This window comes from Andreprevotia chitinilytica DSM 18519 (assembly GCF_000711875.1).
In the GTDB taxonomy this organism is placed as follows: Bacteria; Pseudomonadota; Gammaproteobacteria; order Burkholderiales; family Chitinibacteraceae; genus Andreprevotia; species Andreprevotia chitinilytica.
This window is the reverse complement of the sequence record NZ_JONM01000002.1, coordinates 310,194-335,394: the sequence shown is the minus strand read 5'-3', so window position 1 is coordinate 335,394 and position 25,201 is coordinate 310,194. Positions and strand designations below refer to the sequence as shown.

General features: G+C 57.5%; 19 protein-coding genes. 12 read left to right on the top strand and 7 right to left on the bottom strand.

The window, feature by feature from the left end:
• Nucleotides 1-3 precede the first annotated feature (3 nt).
• On the top strand, nt 4-840 hold the full coding sequence (locus tag BR41_RS04290; protein ID WP_051710105.1) for an ATP-binding cassette domain-containing protein: 837 nt from the start codon (nt 4-6) through the stop codon (nt 838-840).
• Here BR41_RS04290 and BR41_RS04285 read toward each other — a convergent pair.
• Nucleotides 806-2,113, bottom strand: a complete 1,308-nt coding sequence (locus BR41_RS04285; RefSeq protein ID WP_051710102.1) for an MFS transporter — start codon at nt 2,111-2,113, stop codon at nt 806-808. The two genes, BR41_RS04290 and BR41_RS04285, sit on opposite strands and share 35 nt — an antisense overlap.
• 246 nt (nt 2,114-2,359) lie before the next feature.
• Here BR41_RS04285 and BR41_RS22690 point away from each other — a divergent pair, with 246 nt between their 5' ends.
• The 3 genes from BR41_RS22690 to BR41_RS04270 all read left to right on the top strand — a co-directional run bounded on the left by BR41_RS22690 (nt 2,360) and on the right by BR41_RS04270 (nt 7,122).
• A complete protein-coding gene (locus BR41_RS22690) occupies nt 2,360-4,702 on the top strand; it encodes an extracellular solute-binding protein (protein ID WP_051710100.1) in 2,343 nt (780 codons plus the stop codon).
• A gap of 234 nt (nt 4,703-4,936) precedes the next feature.
• Nucleotides 4,937-5,377, top strand: a complete 441-nt coding sequence (locus tag BR41_RS04275; protein ID WP_051710099.1) for a MarR family winged helix-turn-helix transcriptional regulator — start codon at nt 4,937-4,939, stop codon at nt 5,375-5,377.
• Nucleotides 5,374-7,122, top strand: coding sequence for a chloride channel protein (locus BR41_RS04270; protein WP_051710092.1), 1,749 nt, complete (start codon nt 5,374-5,376; stop codon nt 7,120-7,122). The genes BR41_RS04275 and BR41_RS04270 overlap by 4 nt, the downstream gene beginning before the upstream one ends.
• Nucleotides 7,123-7,301: 179 nt before the next feature.
• Here the strand turns inward: BR41_RS04270 and BR41_RS04265 are convergent, their stop codons facing one another.
• A complete protein-coding gene (locus BR41_RS04265) occupies nt 7,302-8,063 on the bottom strand; it encodes a type IV pili methyl-accepting chemotaxis transducer N-terminal domain-containing protein (protein WP_245615807.1) in 762 nt (253 codons plus the stop codon).
• A gap of 677 nt (nt 8,064-8,740) precedes the next feature.
• Between BR41_RS04265 and BR41_RS04255 the strand changes: the two genes are divergently transcribed.
• The 3 genes from BR41_RS04255 to BR41_RS04245 all read left to right on the top strand — a co-directional run bounded on the left by BR41_RS04255 (nt 8,741) and on the right by BR41_RS04245 (nt 12,442).
• Nucleotides 8,741-10,447, top strand: coding sequence for a WD40 repeat domain-containing protein (locus BR41_RS04255; protein ID WP_156970559.1), 1,707 nt, complete (start codon nt 8,741-8,743; stop codon nt 10,445-10,447).
• Between the two features lie 140 nt (nt 10,448-10,587).
• Nucleotides 10,588-11,469, top strand: a complete 882-nt coding sequence (locus BR41_RS22685; protein ID WP_211251654.1) for a hypothetical protein — start codon at nt 10,588-10,590, stop codon at nt 11,467-11,469.
• Nucleotides 11,470-11,716: 247 nt separating this feature from the next.
• A complete protein-coding gene (locus BR41_RS04245; protein WP_169741246.1) occupies nt 11,717-12,442 on the top strand; it encodes an EAL domain-containing protein in 726 nt (241 codons plus the stop codon).
• A 297-nt stretch (nt 12,443-12,739) separates the two neighbouring features.
• On the opposite strand, the gene BR41_RS04240 is transcribed toward BR41_RS04245, so the two are convergent.
• Nucleotides 12,740-13,630: an MBL fold metallo-hydrolase gene (locus BR41_RS04240; RefSeq protein WP_035053181.1), complete on the bottom strand. Its 891-nt coding sequence runs from the start codon at nt 13,628-13,630 to the stop codon at nt 12,740-12,742.
• A gap of 366 nt (nt 13,631-13,996) precedes the next feature.
• Here BR41_RS04240 and BR41_RS04235 point away from each other — a divergent pair, with 366 nt between their 5' ends.
• The 5 genes from BR41_RS04235 to BR41_RS04230 all read left to right on the top strand — a co-directional run bounded on the left by BR41_RS04235 (nt 13,997) and on the right by BR41_RS04230 (nt 18,896).
• A complete protein-coding gene (locus BR41_RS04235; protein ID WP_051710082.1) occupies nt 13,997-16,246 on the top strand; it encodes a type VI secretion system Vgr family protein in 2,250 nt (749 codons plus the stop codon).
• Entirely contained in the window at nt 16,140-16,790 is a 651-nt protein-coding gene (locus BR41_RS25500; RefSeq protein WP_308417272.1) for a DUF2345 domain-containing protein, read from the top strand. The genes BR41_RS04235 and BR41_RS25500 overlap by 107 nt, the downstream gene beginning before the upstream one ends.
• A 63-nt stretch (nt 16,791-16,853) precedes the next feature.
• Entirely contained in the window at nt 16,854-17,678 is an 825-nt protein-coding gene (locus tag BR41_RS23985) for a hypothetical protein (protein WP_156970558.1), read from the top strand.
• 6 nt (nt 17,679-17,684) lie between these two features.
• Nucleotides 17,685-18,236: a hypothetical protein gene (locus BR41_RS23980; RefSeq protein WP_156970557.1), complete on the top strand. Its 552-nt coding sequence runs from the start codon at nt 17,685-17,687 to the stop codon at nt 18,234-18,236.
• Nucleotides 18,237-18,329: 93 nt separating this feature from the next.
• Complete coding sequence (locus BR41_RS04230) at nt 18,330-18,896, top strand: DUF3592 domain-containing protein (protein WP_084186829.1); 567 nt, start codon at nt 18,330-18,332, stop codon at nt 18,894-18,896.
• Nucleotides 18,897-18,906: 10 nt separating this feature from the next.
• Here BR41_RS04230 and BR41_RS04225 read toward each other — a convergent pair whose 3' ends face one another.
• The 4 genes from BR41_RS04225 to BR41_RS04210 form a co-directional block, all read right to left on the bottom strand.
• The gene (locus BR41_RS04225) at nt 18,907-19,815 is read right to left on the bottom strand and encodes a TPM domain-containing protein (RefSeq protein WP_035053177.1); all 909 of its coding nucleotides are present in this window, start codon (nt 19,813-19,815) and stop codon (nt 18,907-18,909) included.
• Complete coding sequence (locus BR41_RS04220) at nt 19,812-20,405, bottom strand: LemA family protein (RefSeq protein WP_035053175.1); 594 nt, start codon at nt 20,403-20,405, stop codon at nt 19,812-19,814. The genes BR41_RS04225 and BR41_RS04220 overlap by 4 nt, the downstream gene beginning before the upstream one ends.
• Nucleotides 20,406-20,599: 194 nt before the next feature.
• Nucleotides 20,600-21,157, bottom strand: coding sequence for a hypothetical protein (locus tag BR41_RS04215; protein ID WP_156970556.1), 558 nt, complete (start codon nt 21,155-21,157; stop codon nt 20,600-20,602).
• A 52-nt stretch (nt 21,158-21,209) separates the two neighbouring features.
• The gene (locus tag BR41_RS04210; RefSeq protein ID WP_084186828.1) at nt 21,210-25,187 is read right to left on the bottom strand and encodes a pilus assembly protein; all 3,978 of its coding nucleotides are present in this window, start codon (nt 25,185-25,187) and stop codon (nt 21,210-21,212) included.
• Nucleotides 25,188-25,201 lie beyond the last annotated feature (14 nt).

Genomic DNA, 25,201 nt, shown 5'->3' with positions numbered 1-25,201 from the left:
GCCATGACCCACGTACTCGAATTTGAACTGACCAAAACCCTGCATGGCGCGAACGGTGGCTTGCCGCTGGCTATCGCCGGCCGTATCGAGGCCGGCCAGACCCTCGCGCTGTTCGGCCCATCCGGCTCCGGCAAGACCACCGTACTGCGCATGCTCGCCGGCCTGACGCCCCCGGATGCCGGTCGAATCACCATCGGCAACGCGCTCTGGTTCGATGCTGACCGCCACGTCGACCGCCCCACCGAACACCGGCTGATCGGCATGCAATTCCAGCAAGCCGCGCTATTCCCCAACATGCCTGCGCTGACGCAACTCGAATTTGCCGGCGCAACGCCCGCCGAGGCGATGGAACTGCTGGAACGGGTCGAGCTGGAAGGCTTCGCCCGACGCAAGCCGGCTGCGTTGTCCGGAGGTCAGCAGCAGCGGCTGGCACTGGCACGGGCATTGGCCCGCCGCGCGCCACTGTTATTACTGGATGAACCGCTCTCCGCGCAGGACGCCGCGTTACGCGTACGGGTACAGGATCGTCTGCGCGATTTGCAGCGCGAACGCGGCTTCACGCTGATCGTGGCCAGCCACGATGTGGCGGAGATCGTCCGCATCGCCGATGAAGTGTGGCAACTCGATGCCGGCCGCGTCGTTACGCGTGGCACACCAACCGCCGTGCTACTTGGCGGCCACCCGGTGGGCATCGTGCTGACGATTGAACATGACCACGTACTGGTTTCGATCGGCGGCGGCGTGCTGCGCCTGCAACTGGCCGCTGCCGAAATGCCGACGCTGTTCGCCGGCGCCCCGCTCGAACTTACCCCGCAGAGGCTGGCTGCGGCACAGCGATAAACCGGCCGCGCCCGATCATCAGCGCCATGCCGGCCGCCGCCATGCACAGCACGCCGGCCACCAGGAAGGCAGTCCGGTAGCTGCCCATCTCCACCCGTAACACGCCAGCGGCAAAGGCAATACCTGCCGCGCCCAGCTGATGCGATGCGGAAATCCAGCCGAAGTACAGTCCGACCTGCTCCTTTCCAAACGCTTGGGTAGCCAGCCGCACCGTTGGCGGCACAGTCGCGATCCAGTCCAGCCCGTAGAAAATCGCAAACACACCCAGCCCATAAAACGGCGACACCCCGTAATCCGCCAGCCCGCTGTACACCAGCCCGAACGCATACGGCAGATACAGCAGCGACAAGCCGCGCAAGCCGTAATACCAGGCCAGCAGCTTGCGGTTGTCCCACCGATCACTCAGCCAGCCCGACAAGGTCGTACCGGCAAAATCGAACAAGCCCATCATCGCCAGCAATCCCGCCGCCGTAATTTCCGGAATGCCCTGATCCGCGCACGCCGGAATCAGATGGGTCTGGATCAAACCGTTGGTCGACGCGCCGCACACGAAGAAGGTACCGGCCAGCAACCAGAACACCGGCGTTTTCAAACCACGGAACAAGGCATCGATTGCCAGTTTGAATGGCGAACCGGCCGCCGGGCGGATCGGCTCAAGCGGCGTGTCTTCAGATTCCCCGTAGGGCCGCAGCCCGACATCCACCGGCCGGTTGCGGATGAAGATCGCCACCACCACCGCCATCACCAATGCCGCCGCGGCCACGGTCAGGGTCGCTGCCCGCCAGCCGTAACCGACAGCCAGATGCGCCAACACCGGCAAAAAGATCAGCTGCCCGGTAGCTGTGCTGGCAGAAAACGCCCCCATCACCGTGCCGCGCTTGGCGGTAAACCAGCGCGTTGAGACCACCGCCGCCAGCACCAGCGCCGTCATGCCCGAGCCCACGCCAACGACGATCCCCCACAGCACGATCAACTGCCAGACCTGATGCATCTGCGTGGTCAGGCCAATGCCGCTTGCCAGAATCAGTAGCGCGGCGACCATGCAGCGGCGCAGGCCGAAGCGCTCGATCAAGCCAGCCGAGAACGGCCCCATCAATCCGTACAGCGCGATATTGATCGCCACCGCCAGCGAAATGGTGGCACGCGACCAGCCGAACTCCTGCCCCAGCGGAATCATCAGGATGCCCGGCGTGGCCCGCGCACCGGCACCGATCAACAGCGTGAGAAAGGTGACCGCTGCCACCACCCAGCTGTAATGAATTTTTTTTGACATGACTATGGCATTTCCGGCGTCAGAATGACCTAGGCTAACAGAACAAATCCCGGGCTAACCCGCACAGGCAGCAACAAAAACAAGGACAACAGACGGCTTTTTCAGACCCGTCCATGACAAGCCCTTAGCACGAAGATGATCTAGGGAGAATCCTAGTCTTGTAAGTTTTTAACGTAAAAATGCTACTATCGAAACGGGATACCGTCTGTCAACCGACGCCTTACCCGTATCGAAAGGGAGTAAAACATGGCATCCATCCGGACCCGGATTCTTGGCGCAGCTTGTGCCAGCACGGTGATTGGCTTTGGCATCACACTCGGCTACATCGTGTTCAACCCGAATGACGCCGGAAGTTATGGCTTATTGATTGGCCTCGTCTGTCTTGCGGCCATCATCGCGGTCATGGTGGTCACCATCAATCTGGCGCTCAAACCTGTCGGCCAGATGCATGAAACCCTGCGCCGGCTGGCCAGCGGTGGCGGCGACCTCTCCTTGCGTGTTCCCTCCGGCGGCGACGACGAAATCGGCGAGATGGCCAATGCCTTCAATGCTTTCATCGGCGCTCAGCAATCCGCCTTCCGCGAAGTCCAGCGCGAGATGGAAGGTTTGGCGCTCAACCTGCACGAGATGACCCGCGTCACCGCGCAGATGTCCAAAGACACGCGCACGCAATCCGACTACGCCGCATCCAGCGCCGCCACGGTCGAAGAAATCACCGTTAGCATCTCCCACATTGCGGACAATGCCCGCGACGTGGATGGCGCTGTGGCAGATGCACAACATCTTTCCGGCGAAAGCGCCGAAGCCGTCGGCCGCGTCTCTGAAGAAGTCGGCTATGTATCGGAATCGATGCACGCCCTTGCCATCACCATGGATGGCCTCTCGCAACGCTCGGAAGAAATCGGCAGCATCGTCGGCGTCATCAAGGACATCGCCGGCCAGACCAACCTGCTGGCGCTGAACGCCGCCATCGAAGCCGCCCGTGCCGGCGAACAAGGCCGTGGTTTCGCCGTGGTCGCCGACGAAGTTCGCAAACTCGCCGAGCGCACCGGCCAGGCCACCATCGACATCGCCAAGCGCATTGAATCGGTCGGCAAGGAAACCCAGGCCGCCGTCGAAAACATGAGCCATACCACCGAACGCGTGAAGCAAAGCGTGGAACGTGCCGAAGAAGCCCGCAGCCATATGCTGGAAATCGGCGGCCGCATGGATCACGTGGTTGGCATCGTGCGCCAGATCGCCGACGCCACCATGGAGCAATCCGCCGCCACCACCACCATGGCGCAGTCGGCCGAGCAGGTCAGCACCATGACCCAGGCTACCGACTCCGCCTTGCGCCAGTCCACCCAGACGCTGGATCACCTGGATGGCCAAGCCGAGCGGCTGCTGGAGATCGTCGGCAAATACAAACTCGCCGATATCGAAGTGCTGCACTGGTGGTTGTCGTCCAGTGAAGCCAAAGCCGTGTTCGAACTGAAAAAGCGCCTGAACGACCAAGGCCACCACTGGATGGACGCCGGTGCCGGCAGCGGCGACCCGATGGCCTCGCTCAAGAACCGTGTGCAAGCCGGCAACCCGCCGACTGCCGCCGCCATTGGTGGCGTGAAAATCCAGAACTGGGCCAAGCAAGGCGTCTGTGCCGACCTGACCGATCTGGCCCGCGAGCAACGCTGGTCCAGCATCCTGCCGGCCGTGTTCGATCAAATGATCCAGGCCGATGGCAAATACGTTGCCGTGCCGCTCGGTGTGGCGCGAACCAATATGTTGTGGGTGAACGCCTCCCTGGCGAAACGCTTCGGCTTCAACCGCGCCCCCGCCAGCTGGGACGAATTCTTCGCCATGGCGGACAAATTCAAGCAAGGCGGCATCCCGCTGGTGGCGCACAGCGAACAGAGCTGGCAGGTCGCCACCACGTTCGAAGCCATTACCGTCGGCATGGGCGCAGATTTCTACCGCTCGGCCTTCAGCAAGCTCGATCAAAGCGCCCTCACCGGCCCGACCATGATCCGCGCGCTGGAAATCCTGCGCCGCTTCAAACCGTACGTGACGCCCGACCCGGCCGGCCGCGAATGGAACCTCGCCACCGCCGACGTCATCAACGGCCGCGCCGTGCTGCAAATCATGGGCGACTGGGCCAAGGCCGAGTTCGTGCAGGCCGGCAAGGCACAAGGCACCGACTACCTCTGCTGGCCAGCCCCGACGCAATCGGGCGATTTCAGCTTTGCCGCCGATACGCTGACCATGTTCAAACTCACCGACCCGGCCGCCCTCGCCGCGCAGCGCGATTTCGTCACGCTGCTGATGAGCCAGGACGGCCAGGAAGCCTTCAACCTCTACAAAGGCAACATCCCGGCCCGCACCGACGTCCCGATGGGCCGCTACGACGCCTACGCCAAACAATCGGCGCAGGACTTCAGCCAGGCCGCCAACAAGAACGTGCTGGTGCCATCCTGGGCGCACAACATGGCCGTGCAGGAAGAAACCCGCCTGGCGTTCTTCGATATCGTTGGCCAGTTCTGGGGCAACGACAACATGAGCCCGGCCGACGCGGCACGGCGCTTTGCGGATGCGGCGCGCAAGCAGTCCTGATTGATCTCAGCGTTTCCTGCTCCTAAAAAACCGGCCAATTCTGGCCGGTTTTTTATTGCGCATGGCTTGTTGCCAAGTCCCCTGTCCCACCCACGACGTTCCGCTGCACCGACCTGCCCATTTGCACCGTCTGCCTCCTGCGGCGACGTTTCTCCGATCCCATCCAGATAAACATACATCACAATATGATATATATTCCTCACTTTCGAGCCATCGCACGTCCCACCACCTCCCATGCTCACCAAAAAACACTTCGAAGCCCTGTCTGAATTCCGCTACCAGCTGCGGCGCTTCCTGCATTTCAGCGAAACCGCCGCAAAGAAAGAGGGGCTGACGCCGCTGCAATACCTGTTGTTGCTGCATGTGCGTGGCTTTCCTAGGCGGGATTGGGCGACGGTGGGTGAGCTGGCGGAGCGTCTGCAATTGCAGCATCACGGCATGGTGGCGCTGCTCACGCGCTGCGAAGAAAACGGGTTGGTGCGGCGGCAGAAAAGCGAGACGGATCGGCGTCAGGTTGAGGTGCATCTCTTACCCGAAGGCGAGGCGTTTCTCGAACGCCTGGCGACCCTGCATGAAGCGGAGCTGAAATCGCTGCAAGGCGTATTCCGGGTGGCGCAAATCACCGCATTCAACGATGACGACAGCCGAATCAACGAGGCAGACGAACAATCATGAGCAGCTTGCACAGCACCACTTACGACGAACACAAACGGGACTACGCAGTGGATCGCCGCTTGCTGCTGATGGCGGCATTGGCACTGGTGGTTGGTGCGCTCGGCACGCTGGCGGCGGATGTCTTGCTCAAGCTGATCCACTTCTTCACCAACCTGTTCTTCTACCAGACACTCTCGCTGGCCGACCGCTCCCCCGCCTTGAATACCCTCGGCACATGGGTGATCGGCATTCCAGTACTTGGCGGGCTGATCGTCGGCCTGATGGCGCGCTACGGCAGTGACAAGATTCGCGGCCACGGCATCCCGGAAGCCATTGAGGTGATCCTGTTTGGCAAGAGCCGCATGTCCGGCAAGGTGGCGCTGCTCAAGCCCTTGTCGTCCGGCATCGTGATCGGCAGCGGCGGGCCGTTCGGAGCGGAAGGCCCGATCATCATGACCGGCGGGGCGCTGGGTTCGCTGCTGGCGCAATACCTGCACCTCACCGCATCCGAGCGCAAAACCTTGCTGGTGGCCGGTGCCTGCGCGGGGATGACGGCGATCTTCGGCACGCCGGTTGCGGCGGTGTTGCTGGCGGTTGAATTACTGCTGTTCGAACTGCGTCCGCGCAGCTTGCTGCCCGTTGCCATTGCCTGTGCCGTGGCCGGGTTCGCCCGCCCCTTGCTGCTTGAGGCCGGCCCGCTCTTCCCCTTGCAGACCGCACCGGTGACCAGCATCGCCTGGGCATCGTGCATCGTGGCTGGTTTGCTGAGTGGCGTGCTGGCCGCAGCGATGACGCTGGCGCTCTACAAGACCGAAGACGCCTTTGCCAAGCTGAACGTCCACTGGATGTGGTGGCCGGCGATTGGCGGGTTGGTGGTCGGCCTCGGCGGCTATATCGAACCGCGAGCGCTGGGTGTCGGCTATGACGTGATCGGCGATCTGCTCAACCATCGCCTTGCCTTGGGCGTGGTCGTGGCGCTGCTGACCGTGAAGGCCATCATGTGGGTGATTGCGCTTGGGTCGGGGACGTCGGGCGGCGTGTTGGCACCACTGCTGATGATCGGTGCCGGCTTGGGCGTGGCGCTCGCCCCGTGGCTGCCCGGCGGCTCGCCGCAGCTATGGGCGCTGGTCTGCATGGCCGCAGTGCTGGGCAGCGTGCTCGGCGCGCCGCTCACCGCGATCGTCTTTGCCTTCGGCCTGACCCACGATACCGAGGCCCTGCTGCCGCTCCTGCTGACGGCCGTGGTGGCGTACGGCTTTACCGCGCTCACCATGAAGCGCTCGATCATGACCGAGAAAATCGCCCGCCGTGGCCTGCACATCTACCGCGAATACGGCGTCGATCCGCTGGAGCGCCAACACGTGGCCGACCTGATGAGCCGCGATGTGATCCAGATCGATGGCGCAACCTCCACCGCCGAAGCCTGCCAGCTTTATTTCGCTGCGGCGCAGATGCACCGCCGTTATCCGGTGGTGGTCGCGCAACGCCTGATCGGCATGCTGGATCGGGATAGCCTGCGCGGGCACGAACATAGCGATGCCACCTGCGCCGAACTGTTTACCACCCAAACGCCGCTCTGGGCCTTGCCCGGCGAAACAGCCCGCGCCGTGGCTGGGCGGATGACCGAGCATCGCGTCTCCAGCCTGCCCGTCATTGCCGATGCCCAAAGCCGCCAGTTGATCGGCATCGTGGCGCTCAGCGATCTGTTGCGCCCGCAACAAGCGGTGATGCGCGAAGAAACGGTGCGCGAGCGCATGCGTGGGTGAGGTGGGTGCCAGGCAGGCCAATACCGTTCACTTACAACACTCCCCTCGCCCATTGATGGGAGAGGGGTCGGGGGTGAGGGCTGGCTGAGTGAACATTCCCCCTTCTCCCGCAAGTGGGCGAGGGGAGTGTTTAAAATTTAATTGAACTTAAATTGAACAGCCTTGGCCGATTCGGCAATCTATTTGGCGATCCCTTCATACATCCAGGTCACGCCATCCATCACCTGCAAAATCCGCTCGCTGGTGGTCGCCACGTTCTTCAACTGATCGTCGCGGCTGCCCGCCGTCTGCTTGATGGCGTCATCAAAGAAAAACCACTGCGTTTTGGCGAGTTGCAATTCACGGGTGATTTGCGGCGTGTTTTGCGGTGCCGCGAGCAGCACATCCTGAGCGGTGGCGAACTCCTTCGCCGCCGCATCCAGGTCCTGCAGCATCTGCGGGGACGTGATGCCCCAGGCGCGGAACACGTTGAACTTGGCCATGCGCTGCGAAAGCATTCGTTGGCGGCCGGCAATGTTGATGAGCTTGCCGCCCGGGCTGCCGGAATATTTCTCGAATTGCGCCGTGCCCTGTTGCGCCAGTTTCAGCACGTCTTCATTCACTAGCGCGATCTTCCTGGCGTTCTCGATATTTGGCTTGCTGCCTGCGAGCAACTCCTTATAGGAGAGCCACACCTGCGCGAGCTTGGCATAGGTGTCCTTGATCTCCGGCGTGGGTGCAAACGCCTTCAACTCCCCGAGCTGCTTATCGAAGAGCGTCACCGACTGGTCGAGGATGTGCTTCGACGACTCCGTCTCCACCCCCAATCCCACCTGGCAATAGGCTTTGGCCATACGCTGCGACAGCATGCGCTGGCTGCCGGCCTTATTGATAGCCGAATTGACGTTCAATGCGTCGGCAGCAACAGACTCAACGGCACCAAACAGCACAAGCGCATACACCAGCAACCACAGGGACTTCAGGCAATCACGTTTCATGGGAATCTCTGCAATGAAATCGCACCAGAGCCGCCGATGTCATCAAGCGCCCCGTGCTCAAATTCGCCCGACGCCAACGGAAGACCTTGGCGAACGATTGTGCGCAATGTCTGCGGATTGAGATGGCAAGACTTATAAGACCCGATGGTCAAACGCCTGCGCTTATGCAGTTTGCATGCGGTGCCGACGGCTGGGCACAGACACCCAACAGGGTTGGGGTTTGCCATTTTCGGCCAATGTGAGCCACCTCACTTTCAATTTCTGACAAAAACAATTATTAAAACATTCCAATTTATTTCATTTACTGACTGTACATTGACAATATAAATCGAAGAAATCACAATGCAGTCCAGCATCATCAGACAGCATCAGCACCGCTACACCTGAAACTGCCTTCGCCGCAAACACAGCAGGTTCTTGGCCTCACCAGGCCGGGAACAGCAAAGCGATAGCACGAGAGCCGCATCAACCGTGGTCTCGCTCAGGTGGGCACCCGCGTGGCTTCGTCGATAGCGACGGGGTTACGGCAAGGACATGAGTGCTGAGCATCAGCGGAACCCCGCTCCTTCCAAGGGCGCTGCCCCCAAAGGTTTGGCAGCAACTCACCCCCTTTTCATCTCTTCAATCACCGGGCAGGAATCATGAGAAAAGCAGGTATTTGTCAGCTTGGGCTGATCTTGGCCGCATCGTTGGCGTTAGCCGCATGCGGTGGAGGTGGCGGCAGCTCGACCACCGCCACTAACCCCACCACAACGCCGACCAGCGGGACGACAACGAGTGTCGCCGTGAATCCAAATGCGGCGGCGGCAGCAACGATTCCAAATACATCGACCACGCTCAATTTCCCGAATGGCACGGTCAGCCAGGCGGCGACCGTCTCGGTCACCCAGCTCACGGCCAGCACCTTGCCGCAGTCCATCAATGCCGGCAGCAGCCAGGGCGGGCAAAGCGGCAGCACTTTCACCCCCAATGCAGGGAATGTCTTCGTCCTCGGCTTCACCATCACGGCCAGCGGCATTACCACCTTCAACGTACCGCTGACCCTCAGCGGCTCGGTGCCATCCACCGTGGCGGCCGGCACCACGCTGAACCTCGCCCTGCTGCAAGGCGGCAGCTGGACCATCGTCGCAACGGGCACCGTCGGGGCCAATGGGTCGTTCAGCCAGAATCTGGCCTCGGCCTTGCTGCCCGGCATGCTGACACCGGGCACTTATGTACTGTACCAACCGGCTGCCGGCACGAGCACAGCGGTCTCCAACCTTGGCGTGGCCTTGATTGCCGATGACGGAAATGGCGGCACGGCTGGCAACGGCTTGCAGGTGGTCAATCTGTTTGACGCAAGCGGCGCACCGCTGGCGACACCGACCATCAAACAACTGCCGTACAAGGGTGCCTACGACATTGACGGGCAAGCACTGACACCGGATGGCTCGCAAGGGATCGTGGTGGATGGCGGGAATACCGTCCGCTTCTTCAGCAACGTGCAGACCGGTTTGCCGGTGGCCTCGACGACGACGCTGGATATCACGGCCTACGGCGGCGATGGCGATTCGGTGGCGATCATGCCGAATGGCAATGAAGCGGTCGTCTCCGGCAATGCGCCGAACGTGCTGTTGCTGGTTTCGGGCATTGTCTCGGGCAAGCCGCAAGCCGCAGCCACCATCGCGATTCCGAGCGCACGGGACGGGCTGGTCATTTCCAACGACGGGCAAGTCATGCTGGCCCGCGGCCTTACCGGCTTGACCGTATTCAACATTGCCTCCATCCCTGTCGCCACCGGCGCCCTGGGCGGCAGCGTGTCGCACAGCTTTACGCAAGTCGCTGACTTCGCAGCGCTTGGCTCCTGGCACGAAGACGGGCGCAACGGGATCGCGATCAGTCCCGTGGATTCCAGCCGTGCCGTCATCATTGGCGACAAAACCGCCTTGCCCAATATTTCACTGGTGACGGGCCTGAACACCGCAACGCCGAAAGTACAGCCATCCCTGAGCCTGACCGGGGCGGGCTCGGTTTGGTCGGTCGCGATCTCCGCAGACGGCAAGAATGCCATCGTTGGCACCGATGCAGGGCTGGCGCTGGTCACCGGCGTCGATACCGGCAAACTCGTCCAGGTAGGCAGCCTGTTCGCGCCCAGCTTCACCAGCAACGGCACGGCCTACAAACTGGGCATGGTGCCGACCCTGGGCATTACGCTGGACGGCAAATACGTAGTCGTCACCACCCCGCTGCCGGCTTATAACAACGGCACCTTGTTGACGATTCCGTTTACCGCCACCGGGTTCTCCAATCCAGTCGGTCAACTATCGGGCATTGCTGTACCGATGAATGACCAGATGGTGCTGCACTGAGACAGGCGCTACCCTGATTAGCATCCATCAGTAAAGCGAAGGCCTGAAGCGATTCAGGCCTTCGTTGTTCCTTCGTTGTTCATTTGGAATTACCTCATTCAGGTCGGAATCTCATGAAAACATCACGCCGAAAGATCGTCTTGAAAGCACTCCCGCTCATCCTGGCGCTTTCCTCATTGGCATCCCAGGCGGAAACCATCAATCTGGGCGCAATGCTCAAAGAGAGCGTCAAGAAAGCGCTGCAAAAGAATCCGGACGCGTCTGAAACTGCAGCCGCCGGCAGTACCTCTACCACTCTCACACCCGGCACCTACGATGCCACCACACAAGAATTTGAACGCTCGCTGACCATCCGCCCGGATGGCAAGTTCGATCTCGAGATCATGCAAAAAGGCAAAGCCGGCAATCTGCGTTCCGGCACGGGTAGTGGGCAGCTGGTTTTCAATAACGGCCAGTGGCGCTATGCAGACGGCGCCTGCAAGATGACCGTGACGGCAACGCCGCCGGCGCTGCAAGTCCACGTCGAGTCTTGTGCCGGTTCAATTGGTGATGTGCCAGTCGATGGCCGCTACCTGTTGCAAGACAAGAAAACCACCAGCACGCAAACCGCCGCGCCCGCCCCTTCTGCCCCCAAAAACAAACAGCTGGCGACGCAGCTGAATTGCCAAAAACTGGACTTTAGCGATAAAGGCATTGCGAGTTTGCTAGGCAAAGCCACCAAGCTGCCGCAAAGCGAAATCTGGGAGCACGACGTTGTCGTGCCGGGCGGTTATACATTTGGCGATATCCCGATTCAGTCGGTGAACCTGTCCGAGGCGGATGGCGGCTTCCTGGCCGTGTTTGTGGATGGCGATGCCGCTGCGGTCAAATCCGCGATCAAACACACCCGCCTCAAGGGCGATTCAACCCTGGTAGCGCTGCAAAAAGTCGGCGATGCCAATAGCTACGCATTTGCCGGCAAACGACCCGGGCAGTTGTATGTGTTCTGCCGGGGTAAGTCTGCTCAATATGGCTATGACTGAATCGGCACCCATTTAGCTGCAATAAAAAACCGGCCATTCAGGCCGGTTTTTTATTGCGCACTCACCAACATGAGTCTGTTGGCAGTGTACGCAGCACTAGCGTCGATCATTCTGCTGCGCCTCAAAACTCCCGCAGAACAAAACCAACGTTTTTAACCTTTCTTGAGCTTCTTTGTCCCCCAAACACGAAAGGCGGAAGGTCATGGGTATCCGATTCGATCCCAAATCGATCCCTAAAGGAACGTCCATGACACTCCCCCTCCCCGTGGCGGAAATCCGCGAACAACGCACGTTGCGGCCCTACTACCAGCCCATCATCGACCGCAAGGCGCGCTTGGCCGGTTATGAACTGCTGACGCGCCAGGCGGCCAAGGATGGCACCTTCCTATCCATCGACTTTGAAGCGCTGAGCGACACGGAACATCTGCTCATCAACAAATGCATGCTGCGGCATCTGGAGCTGGACGTGCCCTTTCTGCACAGCCAGGGCGCGCACTTCGTCTCGATCAACGTCAGCCCCGCCCTCACCGACAGCGACTATCGATCCGCGCTGATCCGGCTGGCGCAATCCATGCGCCGCATCGGGATGATGCTATGGGTGGAAATTCTGGAAACCGACCCGCTCTCGACCGACGAAATGGGCTTGATCGCCACCCTGCGCGAAGCCGGCGTGACCGTGGCGCTGGATGATGTCGGCGTGCGGGAAAGCAGCTTCCTCGGCACACTGACCACGCGCTTCGATGTGATCAAGCTGGATCGACGCTGCCTGCTGGCCGCGACGCGCTCCAAACGGGTGTTCCAGGTACTACGCGAATTAGTGCACAGCCTCGCAGCCAAGGGGCTACGGATCGTCTGCGAAGGGATTGAAACCAGCGCGGATGAGCAGCTGGCGCAACAGCTGGGTTGCCAGTATCAGCAAGGCTATGCACATGGCCGGCCTGCACCATTGCCGGTGCCAATGGCGGTGCATTGATTTGATGCGCGGGGCTTCTGCAAGGACCTTTCTCCCCTCGCCCATTTATGGGAGAGGGGCCGGGGGTGAGGGTCGTGCAAGCTTCAGCGACCTTGCTGGCACCCTCTCCCTAACCCTCTCCCACTTTCCCTGAACAAGGGAAAAAGCCTTGCACGGGATGGGAGAGGGGAGATAACACCGTAGCCCGGACGGCTTCGCCGGCCGGGTGACATCACATCTAGAATCGCCGCTGCCCGTTTATACCGTGCCCCCGGCCGGCAAAGCCGTCCGGGCTACATTGACGCTCCCTCCCCCCCATCACTGCGGCCACTTCATCTCACCCTTGATCACCTTGGCACTGATCTCCAGGCTGGCCGCGCCAGAGAGGGTCGGGTAACGCGCCTTGATCGCCGCAATCAGCTCGGCAGAATCCTTCGCCTTGGCCGCTTCCTGCTCGAACGCCTGCAAGTAATCACGCGTGAACTGCACCGATTCAACCGTCTGCGGCGCGCCCGCGGCAAAGTGGCCCGGCACCACCGTCGTCGGCTTCAGCGCTTCGATCTTGTCCAGCACCTTGAACCAGTTCTGGCGCGATTGCGGCGTTTGCGTATCCGCCACCCACACATGTTCCTGACCAAACACCACCACGCCACCGAACGCCGCCTTCAGTGACGGCGCCCACACAAAGGTGCGATCCGGGCTCGGGCCGTTCAGGCCGACGATTTCCAGCGTCTTGCCTTCCAGCTTGATCGTATTGCCCTTCAATACGTCCGGCAGCACCAGCGACTTGGGCGCGTTGTCTTTCAGGATCGGGCCCCAGTATTGCAGCTTGCCTTCCATGCTCGCCTTGATCGCGGCGACCGTTTGCGGCGTAGCAACGATCCTGGCCTTGGGGAACGCGGCCTTGATCACGTCCAGACCGAAGTAGAAATCCGGATCGCTGTGACTGATATAAACAGTGGTCAGCGTCTTGCCGCTGTCCTTGATCATTTTCACCAGCTGCTCGGCATCCGCCTTGGCGAATTGCGCATCGACCAGCACGGCCTCTTTCTGGCCGGTAATCAGTTCGGACGAGACGGCGAAGATGCCTTTGTCACCCGGGTTGTACACAGCCAGCTTGAGCGGCTGGCCCGCTGCGCCGGCGGAGGCGATCACGCCCAAGGTCAGCGAGGCGGCGATGAGGGTACGAGCAAAGTTTTTCTGGAACATGATGACTTATCCTGTTTGAGCTGGAGAATTGCTGACCAGTGAAGAACGCGGCGGGCATCTGGTCTTGCCGGAGGTGTTGCAGCGCTGGTTCAGATGGCAGCCATTCTGGCCGAGCACATTGGCTGGATAAATCGGCATATCGATAAATTACTGTTCACCAAAAAAGAACAGTTTCGCGAAAATGGGGACGTTGCTTCATCGCCATGCAGCGCAGTGCGGAATGATGCCATGCGCCCAAAATCGTAAGCCCCATGTCGAATCTCCCCCGCTTGCGAAGCGCGCTTAATATCGGGTAACTGTCTATTTCCTTTCGTGTAAATAACCATTAAGCTGTCGAACTTCCCAGATTCCGTCTGCCGGTCGTCCATGCTCGACACCCTCCTCGCGTCCTTCGCCACCGCCTTCAGCCAAGCCAACCGGCTGCTTGAACTCCACTTCAGCGACGGCAGCGGCCCGGCCGCCGATACCCTGTTGCCGCATGTGTTATCTGGCTCAGGGCAGTTGTCTAGTTGCTACCGCTACACGCTGCAGTGTTTGTCGTCGGATGTGAGCCTGGAACTCAAGACCTTGTTGGGTCTGGGGGTGGAAGTCGGCATTCTCTCGGCCGATGGTGGCCGGCAGGTCATCACGGGCTTGGTGACCGCCGCCGAGTTCGCCGGTTCCGATGGCGGTTTCAGTCGTTACGACCTGACCATCGAACCGCCACTGGCGCTGTTGCGGCAACGAACGACCAGCCGGGTGTTTCAGGACGTTTCTGTCCCCGAGATCGTCAAACAGATCCTCGATGAGCATATCGCTGGCAATCCGGCCATCGCCGCCAGCTTTGCCGCCGAGTTCGATTTATCCAAGACCTACCCGCAACGCTCCTACTGTGCCCAGTACCGTGAATCCGATCTGGATTTCATCCAGCGGCTGCTGGCTGAGGAAGGCATTGCCTATCGCTTCCGTTTTACCGCCGGGGATGCACCGGTCACGACGTTTGTGGCCTTCGATGATCCGTATCAACTCGATGCCGCCGAGCAAGCCCGCATCCGCTTCCATCGCGCCGCCACCACCGAAGCCGACGACACCCTGACCCAGTGGGGCGCGGTGCGGCAGATCACCCCCGGTCAGGTGCAACTGGCGAGTTTCGACTACAAGCCGGTCGATGCGCTCAAGGCGGAAGACGGCACTGCCGTCGATCATGGCGACGGCGGCCGACAAGCGCAAAGCACCCTCACCCATTACGACGCACCGGGTGGTTACTTCGGTCAGGACAGCGACGATCTGGCGCGCTATGCGCAGTTGCGCCAGCAAGCGTTCGATCGGGCGGCCAAGACCTTCTCTGGCGAAGGCACCGTCCGGTCCTTGAACATCGGCGAATGGTTCCAGCTCGACAGCCATCCGGCCCATGACGACGATGCGCCGGAGAACCGCCAGTTCACCGTCACCGGCCATACCCTCACTGCTTATAACAACCTGCCCGGTGATCTGCAGCAGGGTGTGCGTGGTTTGTTGGCGCAGAACGATGCGCCAGCACAGCCGTTCAAGGTACAGCTGGAGGCCGTCCGGCGCGGCATTCCGCTCAACCCCGCCTTCGCCGATACCGACCACAGCAAACCCACCGCACCGGGGCTGCAAACCGCTACTGTGGTCGGCCCAGCGGGTGAAGAGATTCACACCGATGCGATGGGCCGCATCAAGATCCAGCTGCACTGGCAACGGCCGGACGAACATCCCCAAAGCGGCGCCAACCGCGACGACAACAGCAGCTGCTGGGTCCGGGTGGCGTATCCGAGTGCTGGTGATGGCTGGGGCACGCAACACATCCCGCGCGTCGGGCAGGAAGTGGTGGTGCAGTTCGTCGAAGGCGATATCGACCGGCCGCTGGTGACTGGTGTGTTGTTCAACGGCGCGCACCGCACCCCGACCTTCAGCGGTGCAGGCTCTCTCCCCGCCAACAAGACCCTGTCCGGCCTCAAGAGCCAGGAATACAAAGGCAGCCAGTACAACGAACTGTTGTTCGATGATTCCACCGGCGAAGTCCGCACCAAGCTCTCCTCGGAACACGGCAAAACCCAGCTCAATCAGGGTTACCTCACCCACCCCAGAAGCGACGGCAAGGCCGAAGCGCGGGGGGAAGGGTTTGAGCTCAGGACCGACCGCCACGGTGCCGTCCGCGCCGGCCACGGCTTATTGATCAGTGCCGACGCCCGCAACGGCGCTTCCGGCAAACAGCTGGATCGCAGCGAAGCGCAATCCCAACTCGATGCCGCCTTCGCCCTGGCGCAAACCCTGAGCGACACCGCCACGCATCAACAGGCGGATACCACGGAAACGGGCAAGGACAACCTCACCGTCCAGAGCGACAACAGCGCCGGGCCGAAGCAGACCACTGGGCCACCAGCAGCACTTGAAAGACGCGCTCAAAAGCTGGGACAAGGGCAGCAACACCGACAAGGAAGCCAAATCCGGCAGCCAGGACCAGGCCGGGCAACAACCGCTCCTCGTCCTCTCCGCCCCGGCGGGGATTGCCTCGACTACGCCGCTATCCCAAACCATTACCGCCGGCAGCAATCTGGATTGGGTCGCACAGCGCGATACCAATCAGACCTCGGGACGACGCTGGTTGCATAACGTCGGGGAGCACATCTCGCTGTTCGTGGCGGGGGTAAAGGACAAGGTGGCGCTGAAGCTGATTGTGGCCAAGGGCAAAATCCAAATGCAGGCCCAAGCCGACAATATCGAAGTCACCGCCGCCAAAGACATCGCCGAGACCGCCAACGAAAAGATCGTGATCAATGCGGGCAAGGAAATTCTGCTGGCTTCTGGCGGCGGCTATATCCGCATTTCAGGCGGCAATATCGAAATTCACGCGCCCGGGCCGATTGATATCAAGGGAGCGAGCCATAGTTTGGGCGGGCCGACCTGGAAAGGCTGGCAGCCGCCAGAGATGCCTCACTCGGACTTGCATAGCCACCAATTTGAAGTCAAATCACCCGAGACTGGTTTGCCACAAGCCCAAGTACCCTATTTCGTTCGCACGGAAGAGGGAAAGGTTTACTTTGGTGAAACAGATAAAAGTGGCATGACGCAGCGTATTCACAGTGCTTCGCCCAAGAAACTGCAAATCTTCTATGGGTATGAAGCAATTCAAAAAATTGACGAACATAAATCTTAGTTGAGCCAAGTTCGTTAGAAGCATTCATTTTCAATCAGATGTAACACCCCAGGCTACTTCGAGATGGCAAAACCCGTTACCGTTAATACCGCAGTTGATCGACCTACAACGACGATTCAATACACGCCACCAAAACTAAAGCTGATTGTTATTTTTGTGGGTGGGGCAGCGGATTATGATTCGTTTGCGGGGCAAGGGCCGACATATATTATGGGAGCTCAACAGCGTAACTATGTAAGGGAAGTTCAAAAAAAATATCCCAACACCCTCTTTGAAGGTCATTTTTACGACAAAGAAAAGGATGGTGTCGTCTCGGGATCAAAAAATAGCGATGTTAGCCTACCAGTAAAAAACAGGGTAAAGACCATCTACTGCGGCTATGATCAAGCATTGAAAAGCACTCTGGAAGATATAAAGATCACATATGCGACAAATGGACAGAACCCTGGCCTAATTGTGGTTGGACATAGCCTGGGAGGGTGGAAAGGTGCGGAATTGGTAGAAAAAATCATGGCACTTGAGATCAAGCAAGGGCAAACAGATTTACTTATTACGTTAGATCCAGTTGGAGAACGCTATTTTTCCCCACATCGATGGATTCCTGCCTTAACAGCCATACCTAACTTATCCGAACCAAATCCTGTTCCAAAATATTGGATAAACGTTCATACAGAAGGTTGGTTTGGAACAAGCGAAGAAAAACTCACCGACAATGCAGTAGCAACAGCGGGCGCTAGATGGACAGTAAAAAAAGCTGACGAAAACCTAGCGGCACCAAAGATAACTCATGGCGATGCCAGAGCACTCATTAACCTGAAAACATCAAAAGGGTTTAGCGCCTTCCAAAAATTACTGAAAGTGACAGATTCATATCTGAGCGGCAATTAATTCACTATGAAAAACAGAACGCTTAACACATTGTTATTTTGCGCAGTATCTTTGACCCTATTGCTCGCAACATTCTGGGCCACCAAATATTTCTACAAACCACCTACACCTTCGTTGCCAATAGAGGATGTTCATTTTTTTAAGTCCGATATCAAACAAATGGATGGAAAGAAATTTTATATCTTTCAATTCTCCAGTCCCGTTTACCTTCCCGCCGTTCTAGATGATTACTCTTGGTATGATTGCGATATTTTTTCACTGGAAGGCACTCCAAAAATTGAGCAAGGCTGCAGAATTATCCTCACAAAGAGTGAATTCTTAGAAAATACCACCGGTGCAGCAGGCGAAAAAGAATGGAAAGAAATTCTAGGAGAACTCAAAGAGCGAGAAACACTAGATAGCCAGGGAAAAATGCCGAGCACATACCAACAACGCTATACCTACGAGATAATTTCTCAGTATTTCGTTTCTCCATCACGTCAATACCACCTAAAAATAAATGCAACCAAGACGTTTAGGAAAAATGAAAGGATTATAGATTTAACATTTTCACCTTGAGCGCCTCAAACCGCGACATTCTCTCTGAGCAGATAGCGAAATTTGTTTAGCTAACGGTTACCAGCAAATAGGCTCCCACAGAAAATCCGCCAATTGGAGAATACTATTTTTCTTATAAAAAACATCCTCGGCGGCCTGTTTTCCATCTTTGTTATTGCCATGTCACTGATGCTCCTACTCACCATCCCCTTTGCAACGGGTGATCTGATAGAGGCCATGAATAGCAAAGAATGGCCCTCAACCACCGCGACGATTACATCCAGCAACATCTATTACTTTCAGCGCGGCGGTACGATAACCATCAAATATCGCTACTGGGTCAATGGCAAGCCGTACGACGGCGAGTTTGAAGAAAAAGAAACGCGCCAATCGGGCCTTGAGCACGTACGCAGCCGTTGGGTCAGCTATAAGCAAAACGCCACCATGACTGTTTATTTCAACCCCAAGCATCCAGAGCGTACTTTGCAAGAATTCAAAAGAGTCGTCGGTGCGAAGTTGGGGATTTTGCTATTTATGAGCTTTGGGGCTTTGCTGCTCGGGGCTGTTGGGATTTCCAATTTATTGGGGTACTGCGGCATTGATTGGCCCAAGCGACGCACCAACATGAAGAAAGCACGGCAATTGGCCCGACGTAAACGCGTGAACGTGATTCAGAAATGACCGTTCGACCTTAGCCAGACGCCCCACCACCACCAAAGCCGCCGCCCTTCCCTCGCCCGTCATCTGCAGAACCACGGACGCTGTCATTGCCACTGGTGAACTCGGTGCGTTCCAGAATCCAAACGATGACAGCCCAAAAGCGAGCGCTTTGCAGAATCACGCAGATCACCAGCACCAGGGCCACTTGCAGGATCGAAGCCGTGAGGGCCTGACCGATCAGCAGCGATGCGCCAAGGCTTGCCACGGACATCACGGTGCGACAAACCCAGCGCCGGAATTTGAAGCTGGCGAGTATGCAGCAAGCGATCAGTACAAACATGAAAAACGGATGCAAGCCGAGCGAGGATGTACTCGTCGCCGCATCAGGCTGGACGGCAGCAACGGCGGAGGCGGTAACCAGCGCGGAGGCCGCATGGGTGGGGGAAGGCGGATGCGTTGGCAGCGGCCCGCCGTTGATCAGCGTCGTCACTTGCGTTACGCCCTGCTGGATGCCTTCTGCCCAGCGCCCGTCTTGCAAAGCCGGCGCCATGCGCTCGCGGATGATCTGGCTGCATGCCACATCGGTCAGCGTGCCTTCCAGGCCATAGCCCACCTCGATGCGGGCTTTGTGGTCGTTCTTCACCACGAGGATGAGCACGCCGTCGTCAACGCCTTTACGGCCCAGCTTCCAGGATTCGGCCACCCGCAGGCTGTATTGCTCGATCGTTTCCGGCAGCGTCTGCGCCACGATCAACACCACCACCTGACTGCCTTTGCGTTCTTCCAATAGTTGCAATTGGTCAGAGAGTTGCCATTGCTCCCGCGCGGACAAGGTATGTGTTAAATCGGTAACGCGTTGCTGAAAAGGCGGGATGGCGGTCTGCGCGCCCGCAAGGGCTGCCAGCCCCCACAGCAAGAGTGCAAGCCAGATGCGCTTCATTGCTTGGCGCCAAATTCAACCTTGGGGGCTTCGCCAAGCTTTTGTTCGTTCTGCACGGCGAAATTGGGTTTGGCCTTGAGGCCGGTGGCATTGGCGGTGAGATTGCTGGGGAAGGATCGCACGGTGGTATTGAACGCTTGCACCGCCTTGATATAGCGATTGCGCGCCACGGTAATCCGGTTTTCCGTGCCTTCCAGCTGGGCGGCGAGATCGCGGAAATTGTTGCTGGCTTTTAGGTCGGGATAACGTTCGGCCACGACCATCAAATGCGATAGCGCCTGCGTCATCCCTGCTTGCGCCTGCTGATATTGGCCAAAGCGGGCGTCGTCCTTGATCAAGTCGGGGCTTGCCGGCACCGAGCCGACTTGGGTACGCGCCGCGGTCACTTCCAGCAGCACGTCTTTCTCATGTGCGGCATAGCCTTTGACCGTGTTGACGAGATTCGGCACCAGATCAGCCCGCCGCTGGTATTGATTCAATACTTCCGACCAGGCGGCCGATACGGCTTCGTCTTCTGCCTGCAGGGTGTTGTAACCGCAACCACTCAGAACAAGGGCAAGCGCAAAAACCAACAACAAATAGCGTTTCATGGTCGTGATGGGCTGGTGTGAATCAAGGACAACCGACTATACCATTGGCACTGCAAGATGCTGTCTAAAAGCTTTCTCAGAATGTTTAAAAAGCTTTTTGAACTGCTCAGCCGGCTGTTTTACAACGTCGTGTGGCGTGGGGATGTAGCTGTGATCGAGCAGCACCCCAAGCTCATCAGCGAATCCGCCCCATATCAAGGCTGCGGTTCAAAATAGAACTCCCGGTCTATATAGGTACTCACGTCGATCTTGCCGTGCCTTGCGGGTACAAACGCCGTCTTCAGCATCACGTCTGCAATGCGATTCGCAAAGGGAATGTCATCGTCAAATGCCTTTAAAACGACCACACGATAAACCTTGCCATTGCCATCAATGAATATACGGAGGTCAATCGGAAATCCAGATGAGGGCATGCCTTGCAAACTATCGAAATCCGGCGCACTGCGCGGCATCGGTAACTGATCGACTTCTTGCGGGGGATAAAACATGAAATCGGCATCCAGCATTGAAGGCTGGGTTGCTTGCTCTTGATCATGGATTGATTCTTTCAAATCCGTTTTTTGCCTGGGTGTTTTATCAACCTGATTAAGTGCGGACTCAGATTTTTTATCCGGTTTTTTGCCTAAATATACAGTTTCCGGCACATCAGCAACGGCGACAGCATGGTTTGCGAGCGTGCTCATCCGCACCAGCACGGCAAAAACCATCCCGATACAAGCATGGAAGACAACAGAAACAAAAAGGGCGGCCATCAAACCACCCTTCCTGTCACGCCTACTCAAATACATTTACCACTCTATCTGCTTAGTTGGTGGTCGGGATTTCTCGCCAATTTACTTTTGTCACACTACCGCTTGCATCTGGCGATTTCTTCTGCTGAGTACATTTACCGCTATCGTTACAAGTATAGATTTGCGTCGTACTTGAGCTGGACGTCGAGCCAGAGCCCCCGGAAACATTAAGAATAACAATATCAGTCACCAAGCCCGAGCCGGAATTAGCCGTCACCGTAGCGCCGCTACTATCGATCAATATGCTTTTACCCGTCGTCAAGTTGACCGCAAACTCTCTATTGTTACCGGTGGGGTTGCAGGCATCGCCATTGGTTTGGTTTGCTGCAAATACCAGGTAATTCAGATAAGCGACAGGCGAGACGTTGATTTGCTCAGCAATATTGGCACTTGAAACCGCAAGATCATAATACCAACCCATCCCCGATGTTGGCGATGTACCGATGCCGGCCGTCAAATCCGTATTGGCATTCAGCTGAGAACGGGTAATCGGAAAGGTATACCCGGACGGGAGTGTCGTAGCGGTATAGGGCGCGCTCTGAGTGCCATCCAGGATTGCGTAAACCGTATTCTTCTGGCTATTCAATATATCGCTGGAATCCAGCAGTTTCCCCGTACCAACTACAACATAACGCTGACGGGTGCCCGATATGATTTGTATCGCCGGCTTGGTCGTAATCGGTTGAGCCTTGCCGGACGCATCAGTGAGGTATGCAATACGCGTGGGGCTTGGATAAGTGCCGGAAGTTGCCGTCAGATCAAAACGCCATACATTGCCGTTCAAGTCGCCAGCATAAACCGATTCAACGGTTGCATCGGTGATATCGGTTGTATAGCCGCTGGCATAGGTCAGCCCATTTGAAACCACGCTCGCGTTTTTGCTATCGACTGCAGCAATTTTCTGCAACAGGGTGCCCGTCGTTGGATCGACGATATATAAATATCCCGCACCGCCGCTGGCATTGTAGCCAGAGGTGAGCAATACCACCCAGCCATACTGCGCCGTTTTAGCCATGATGGGGCTACCAAATGAGTACCCCATGGTGCTATCGGTAAACTCCCATTTCACTGCACTGGCCAGCGTGGTTTCATTGCTCAAAGTCGACGGGCTCGTTACGTCGAGCGAATAAAAACTTTTACCGCCTTTGCCAAGCCCCCCCACCAACAACGATGTCCAATTAGCCGTGCCGGTATGACCACCTGCATTGCCCATATCGATATCGGTGACGACAGGTGTCGCGTTGACATAGTTGTAGTGAACAAATGAGCCACCAGGAATACCGAATCGGGCAAGTTCCGCCGTGCTAGCCCCCTGAGCTGCGCCGGTCAAACTTTGATAAATCGCCCCCGGGACATAGGCAAACAGTTCTTTGCCACCGCCAGCGCTGGTCGTAGCACTACCATCGACGGCATGCAGCATCCCGTCATTGGCACCGACGTAAATGACGGTCTTGCGTGTTGCATTGTTGCTTTTGAACGTACCGTATCCGGGATTCGTCGTATCTGAATAATAAGCACTCGGGGCATCAACCGGAACCACCTTGGAGTCCACAATGTCGCCCAATAAATACGAGCGGGCCCGATAAGCGTACGTGCTGGTGGATACGGTTGAATTCACTTCATTGCTTTGATCGCCACGCAAGTAATTGACGTAATTCGTTTGCGTTGTGCTGCTGGCAACATTATTGGGTGAGCTTAACAAGGCCGCAGGATCGAGTGCGGCTGCATCGGCACTTGCCAGTTTCGACCGGCGAAACGGCACCCCTTTGCCGCCGCTATACGTAGCAATGAAACGGGCGGAATCCCATCCTGTTCCGCTGGCTTGCGTATTCAGAATATCCCGGGCAGACCAGCCGGAGATCGCTGCCAGGGATAGTGCGCCGGTAGAAGAGGTATAGGTGACCGTGCTGGCGATCACGTTACCCGACCACGTGCCGGTATCGTAATAGCTGCTATAGGCAACGCTCGGATTGCTGGTGTCTTGCGAAACCCGTGGTTCAGCCGTGCTGAAAGACGTGGAATACTCACTGATCTTGCTGGCGATACTCGCAAATGCCGATGTCAGGCCAGCCACCATCAGATCGGCCTGCCCGCCGCTAAAATAATTATCAGGCTTCAGATTGCCATAAGGATCTTTTGCGCTGCCGGTATTCCACCAGGAGTTGGTCAAGGCAACAGCAGTGCTTGGATAGGGCACATAGCCACTGGGTACAGTGAAGCCACCATACTTTGCTGCATACCAATACTGATTCCGGTATGTGTAGGTCTGATATTCCTGCACATCCAGCCAATAAGTCGAGACCGTCTGGATGAATGTTTTTGTACCATCCGAATTTTTAAAATCATTCGGTCGCATGTCATTGACGTGGGAATCGTAGGCAAGCCCGGCAATATAGTAAGTAGCACCCGGGGTCTTGTTGTCGTTACAACACGGCGTATAGGTGGCACCTAAATTTTTCACCCCTTCCATACTGCCAATTGCATTGGTTGCTTTGGTCACATCGACGGTCGCGTCGCTGCTGACTTCAGAAGGAATTGTTGGCTCATTGGAGGAGCGGAGCGTAGAGCCCGGCAAGTTGGCGTCGGCGTGGGTATTTATATCACCAATGCCCAGAATGAAATTCTTCTGGCAGGAATACAAAATGGGATCATTCCACGACGTGATGACCGGGAAGCCATCGGCCGATGTCGACGTAATATTGTTGCTATAGGATGCAACGCCACCCTGATTTTTAAAATACCGGATCGATGCATAGTAAAGCTCTGAAACCGGGTCAAAAGTCTTGTAGGTGTGAGAAGTCTCACCAAATTTGTTCAAGTAATTGATCACGCCACTGTTGGCGATGGTGGCGCTGCTGCCAATGGCTGTTGCCGTAGCAGTGGCATCGGCGGGGTTCGGATTGGTGATGAACACACCCGTTGCCGCATTCCACTCGGTATTGCCATTGGTGGTCACAACAGGGCTACCCGGTGTTGGGTAAGTAGGACCAATGTATTTCATATTGGCCCGCAATACCCCGCCATCGCGCTTGATATCGCTATCATTCAGATAACCAAATGCACCATAGCGGATTTTATTAGCGTATTTCTGCATCAACCCTTCAGGTTTATACAACGGCTTGCCATCCGTACCCGTGTATTGAGTGCAATTTGTTTCAAGGCTGACCGTTGCATCGCATACGCGCACGCGGACAATGACGGAATAAATCGTGTCCGTGCTGTAACTGCCTGCGGCTGGGTCATATTCCGTACCTGTAGTGCTCTGATTGACGCCATCGTCAAGCTTGACTTTGCTTGTGCTGCTACTGGGGCTCATGAACTGCATGCGATTGCCCAAGCCCCAGATCCGGAATTGAAAACTGCCCCAACTAAACGGGGTCACGGTGCTCACGGTGACGCCGGACGGGATGGAGCGATTTGGTGTTTCACCAGAGCCGCCATCGCCAGAGGCCCACGCCTTTTCAATAATGGTGCCCGTACCGGTTGTTGCACCCGTACCGGCAACAGCTGCATCCACGGCCCGATAGCCACCGGTCAATGCCCAGCGGAACGGATCGATGGTTTGCATGGTGGCCCAATTCATGAAGCTGCCGCTCCAGCGATTGGCATCCGAGCATTGATGGCTACTATCCGTCGCGCCGACCGGATAAAAGAAACTTTGATTTGATGCGCTGCTCAGTGCGACGCTGTTGTCGTAATAGTAGGCATAACATTTATTCGGGTCGAAATAACCCACAAAACCGGTCGTGCTCACATAGGGCGACAAACTTGCCGGATAGGCGATGCTATTGGCGGTTGGATATTCAACCGACAAATCCAGCATCATATTGCCGGGCACAGCCGTAGAACCGAATATAGGCTGGTCAGCCAGAAGCGTGCTCGCGTTAGCCCCCCCAATCATCAACCCCATACTGGCAATCAATACAACAAGATAGTGCATCCACGGCATGGATCGACCAAGGTGGCAAGGAGATGCTTGACGGACATTCATGACGTATTGCCTCT

Coding starts and splice junctions, on each gene's coding strand:
- BR41_RS04290 (WP_051710105.1), top strand. CDS start 4: ATGACCCACGTACTCGAATTTGAACTGACCAAAACCCTGCATGGCGCG.
- BR41_RS04285 (WP_051710102.1), bottom strand. CDS start 2,113: ATGTCAAAAAAAATTCATTACAGCTGGGTGGTGGCAGCGGTCACCTTT.
- BR41_RS22690 (WP_051710100.1), top strand. CDS start 2,360: ATGGCATCCATCCGGACCCGGATTCTTGGCGCAGCTTGTGCCAGCACG.
- BR41_RS04275 (WP_051710099.1), top strand. CDS start 4,937: ATGCTCACCAAAAAACACTTCGAAGCCCTGTCTGAATTCCGCTACCAG.
- BR41_RS04270 (WP_051710092.1), top strand. CDS start 5,374: ATGAGCAGCTTGCACAGCACCACTTACGACGAACACAAACGGGACTAC.
- BR41_RS04255 (WP_156970559.1), top strand. CDS start 8,741: ATGAGAAAAGCAGGTATTTGTCAGCTTGGGCTGATCTTGGCCGCATCG.
- BR41_RS04245 (WP_169741246.1), top strand. CDS start 11,717: ATGACACTCCCCCTCCCCGTGGCGGAAATCCGCGAACAACGCACGTTG.
- BR41_RS04240 (WP_035053181.1), bottom strand. CDS start 13,630: ATGTTCCAGAAAAACTTTGCTCGTACCCTCATCGCCGCCTCGCTGACC.
- BR41_RS04235 (WP_051710082.1), top strand. CDS start 13,997: ATGCTCGACACCCTCCTCGCGTCCTTCGCCACCGCCTTCAGCCAAGCC.
- BR41_RS23985 (WP_156970558.1), top strand. CDS start 16,854: ATGGCAAAACCCGTTACCGTTAATACCGCAGTTGATCGACCTACAACG.
- BR41_RS23980 (WP_156970557.1), top strand. CDS start 17,685: ATGAAAAACAGAACGCTTAACACATTGTTATTTTGCGCAGTATCTTTG.
- BR41_RS04225 (WP_035053177.1), bottom strand. CDS start 19,815: ATGAAGCGCATCTGGCTTGCACTCTTGCTGTGGGGGCTGGCAGCCCTT.
- BR41_RS04220 (WP_035053175.1), bottom strand. CDS start 20,405: ATGAAACGCTATTTGTTGTTGGTTTTTGCGCTTGCCCTTGTTCTGAGT.
- BR41_RS04215 (WP_156970556.1), bottom strand. CDS start 21,157: ATGGCCGCCCTTTTTGTTTCTGTTGTCTTCCATGCTTGTATCGGGATG.
- BR41_RS04210 (WP_084186828.1), bottom strand. CDS start 25,187: ATGAATGTCCGTCAAGCATCTCCTTGCCACCTTGGTCGATCCATGCCG.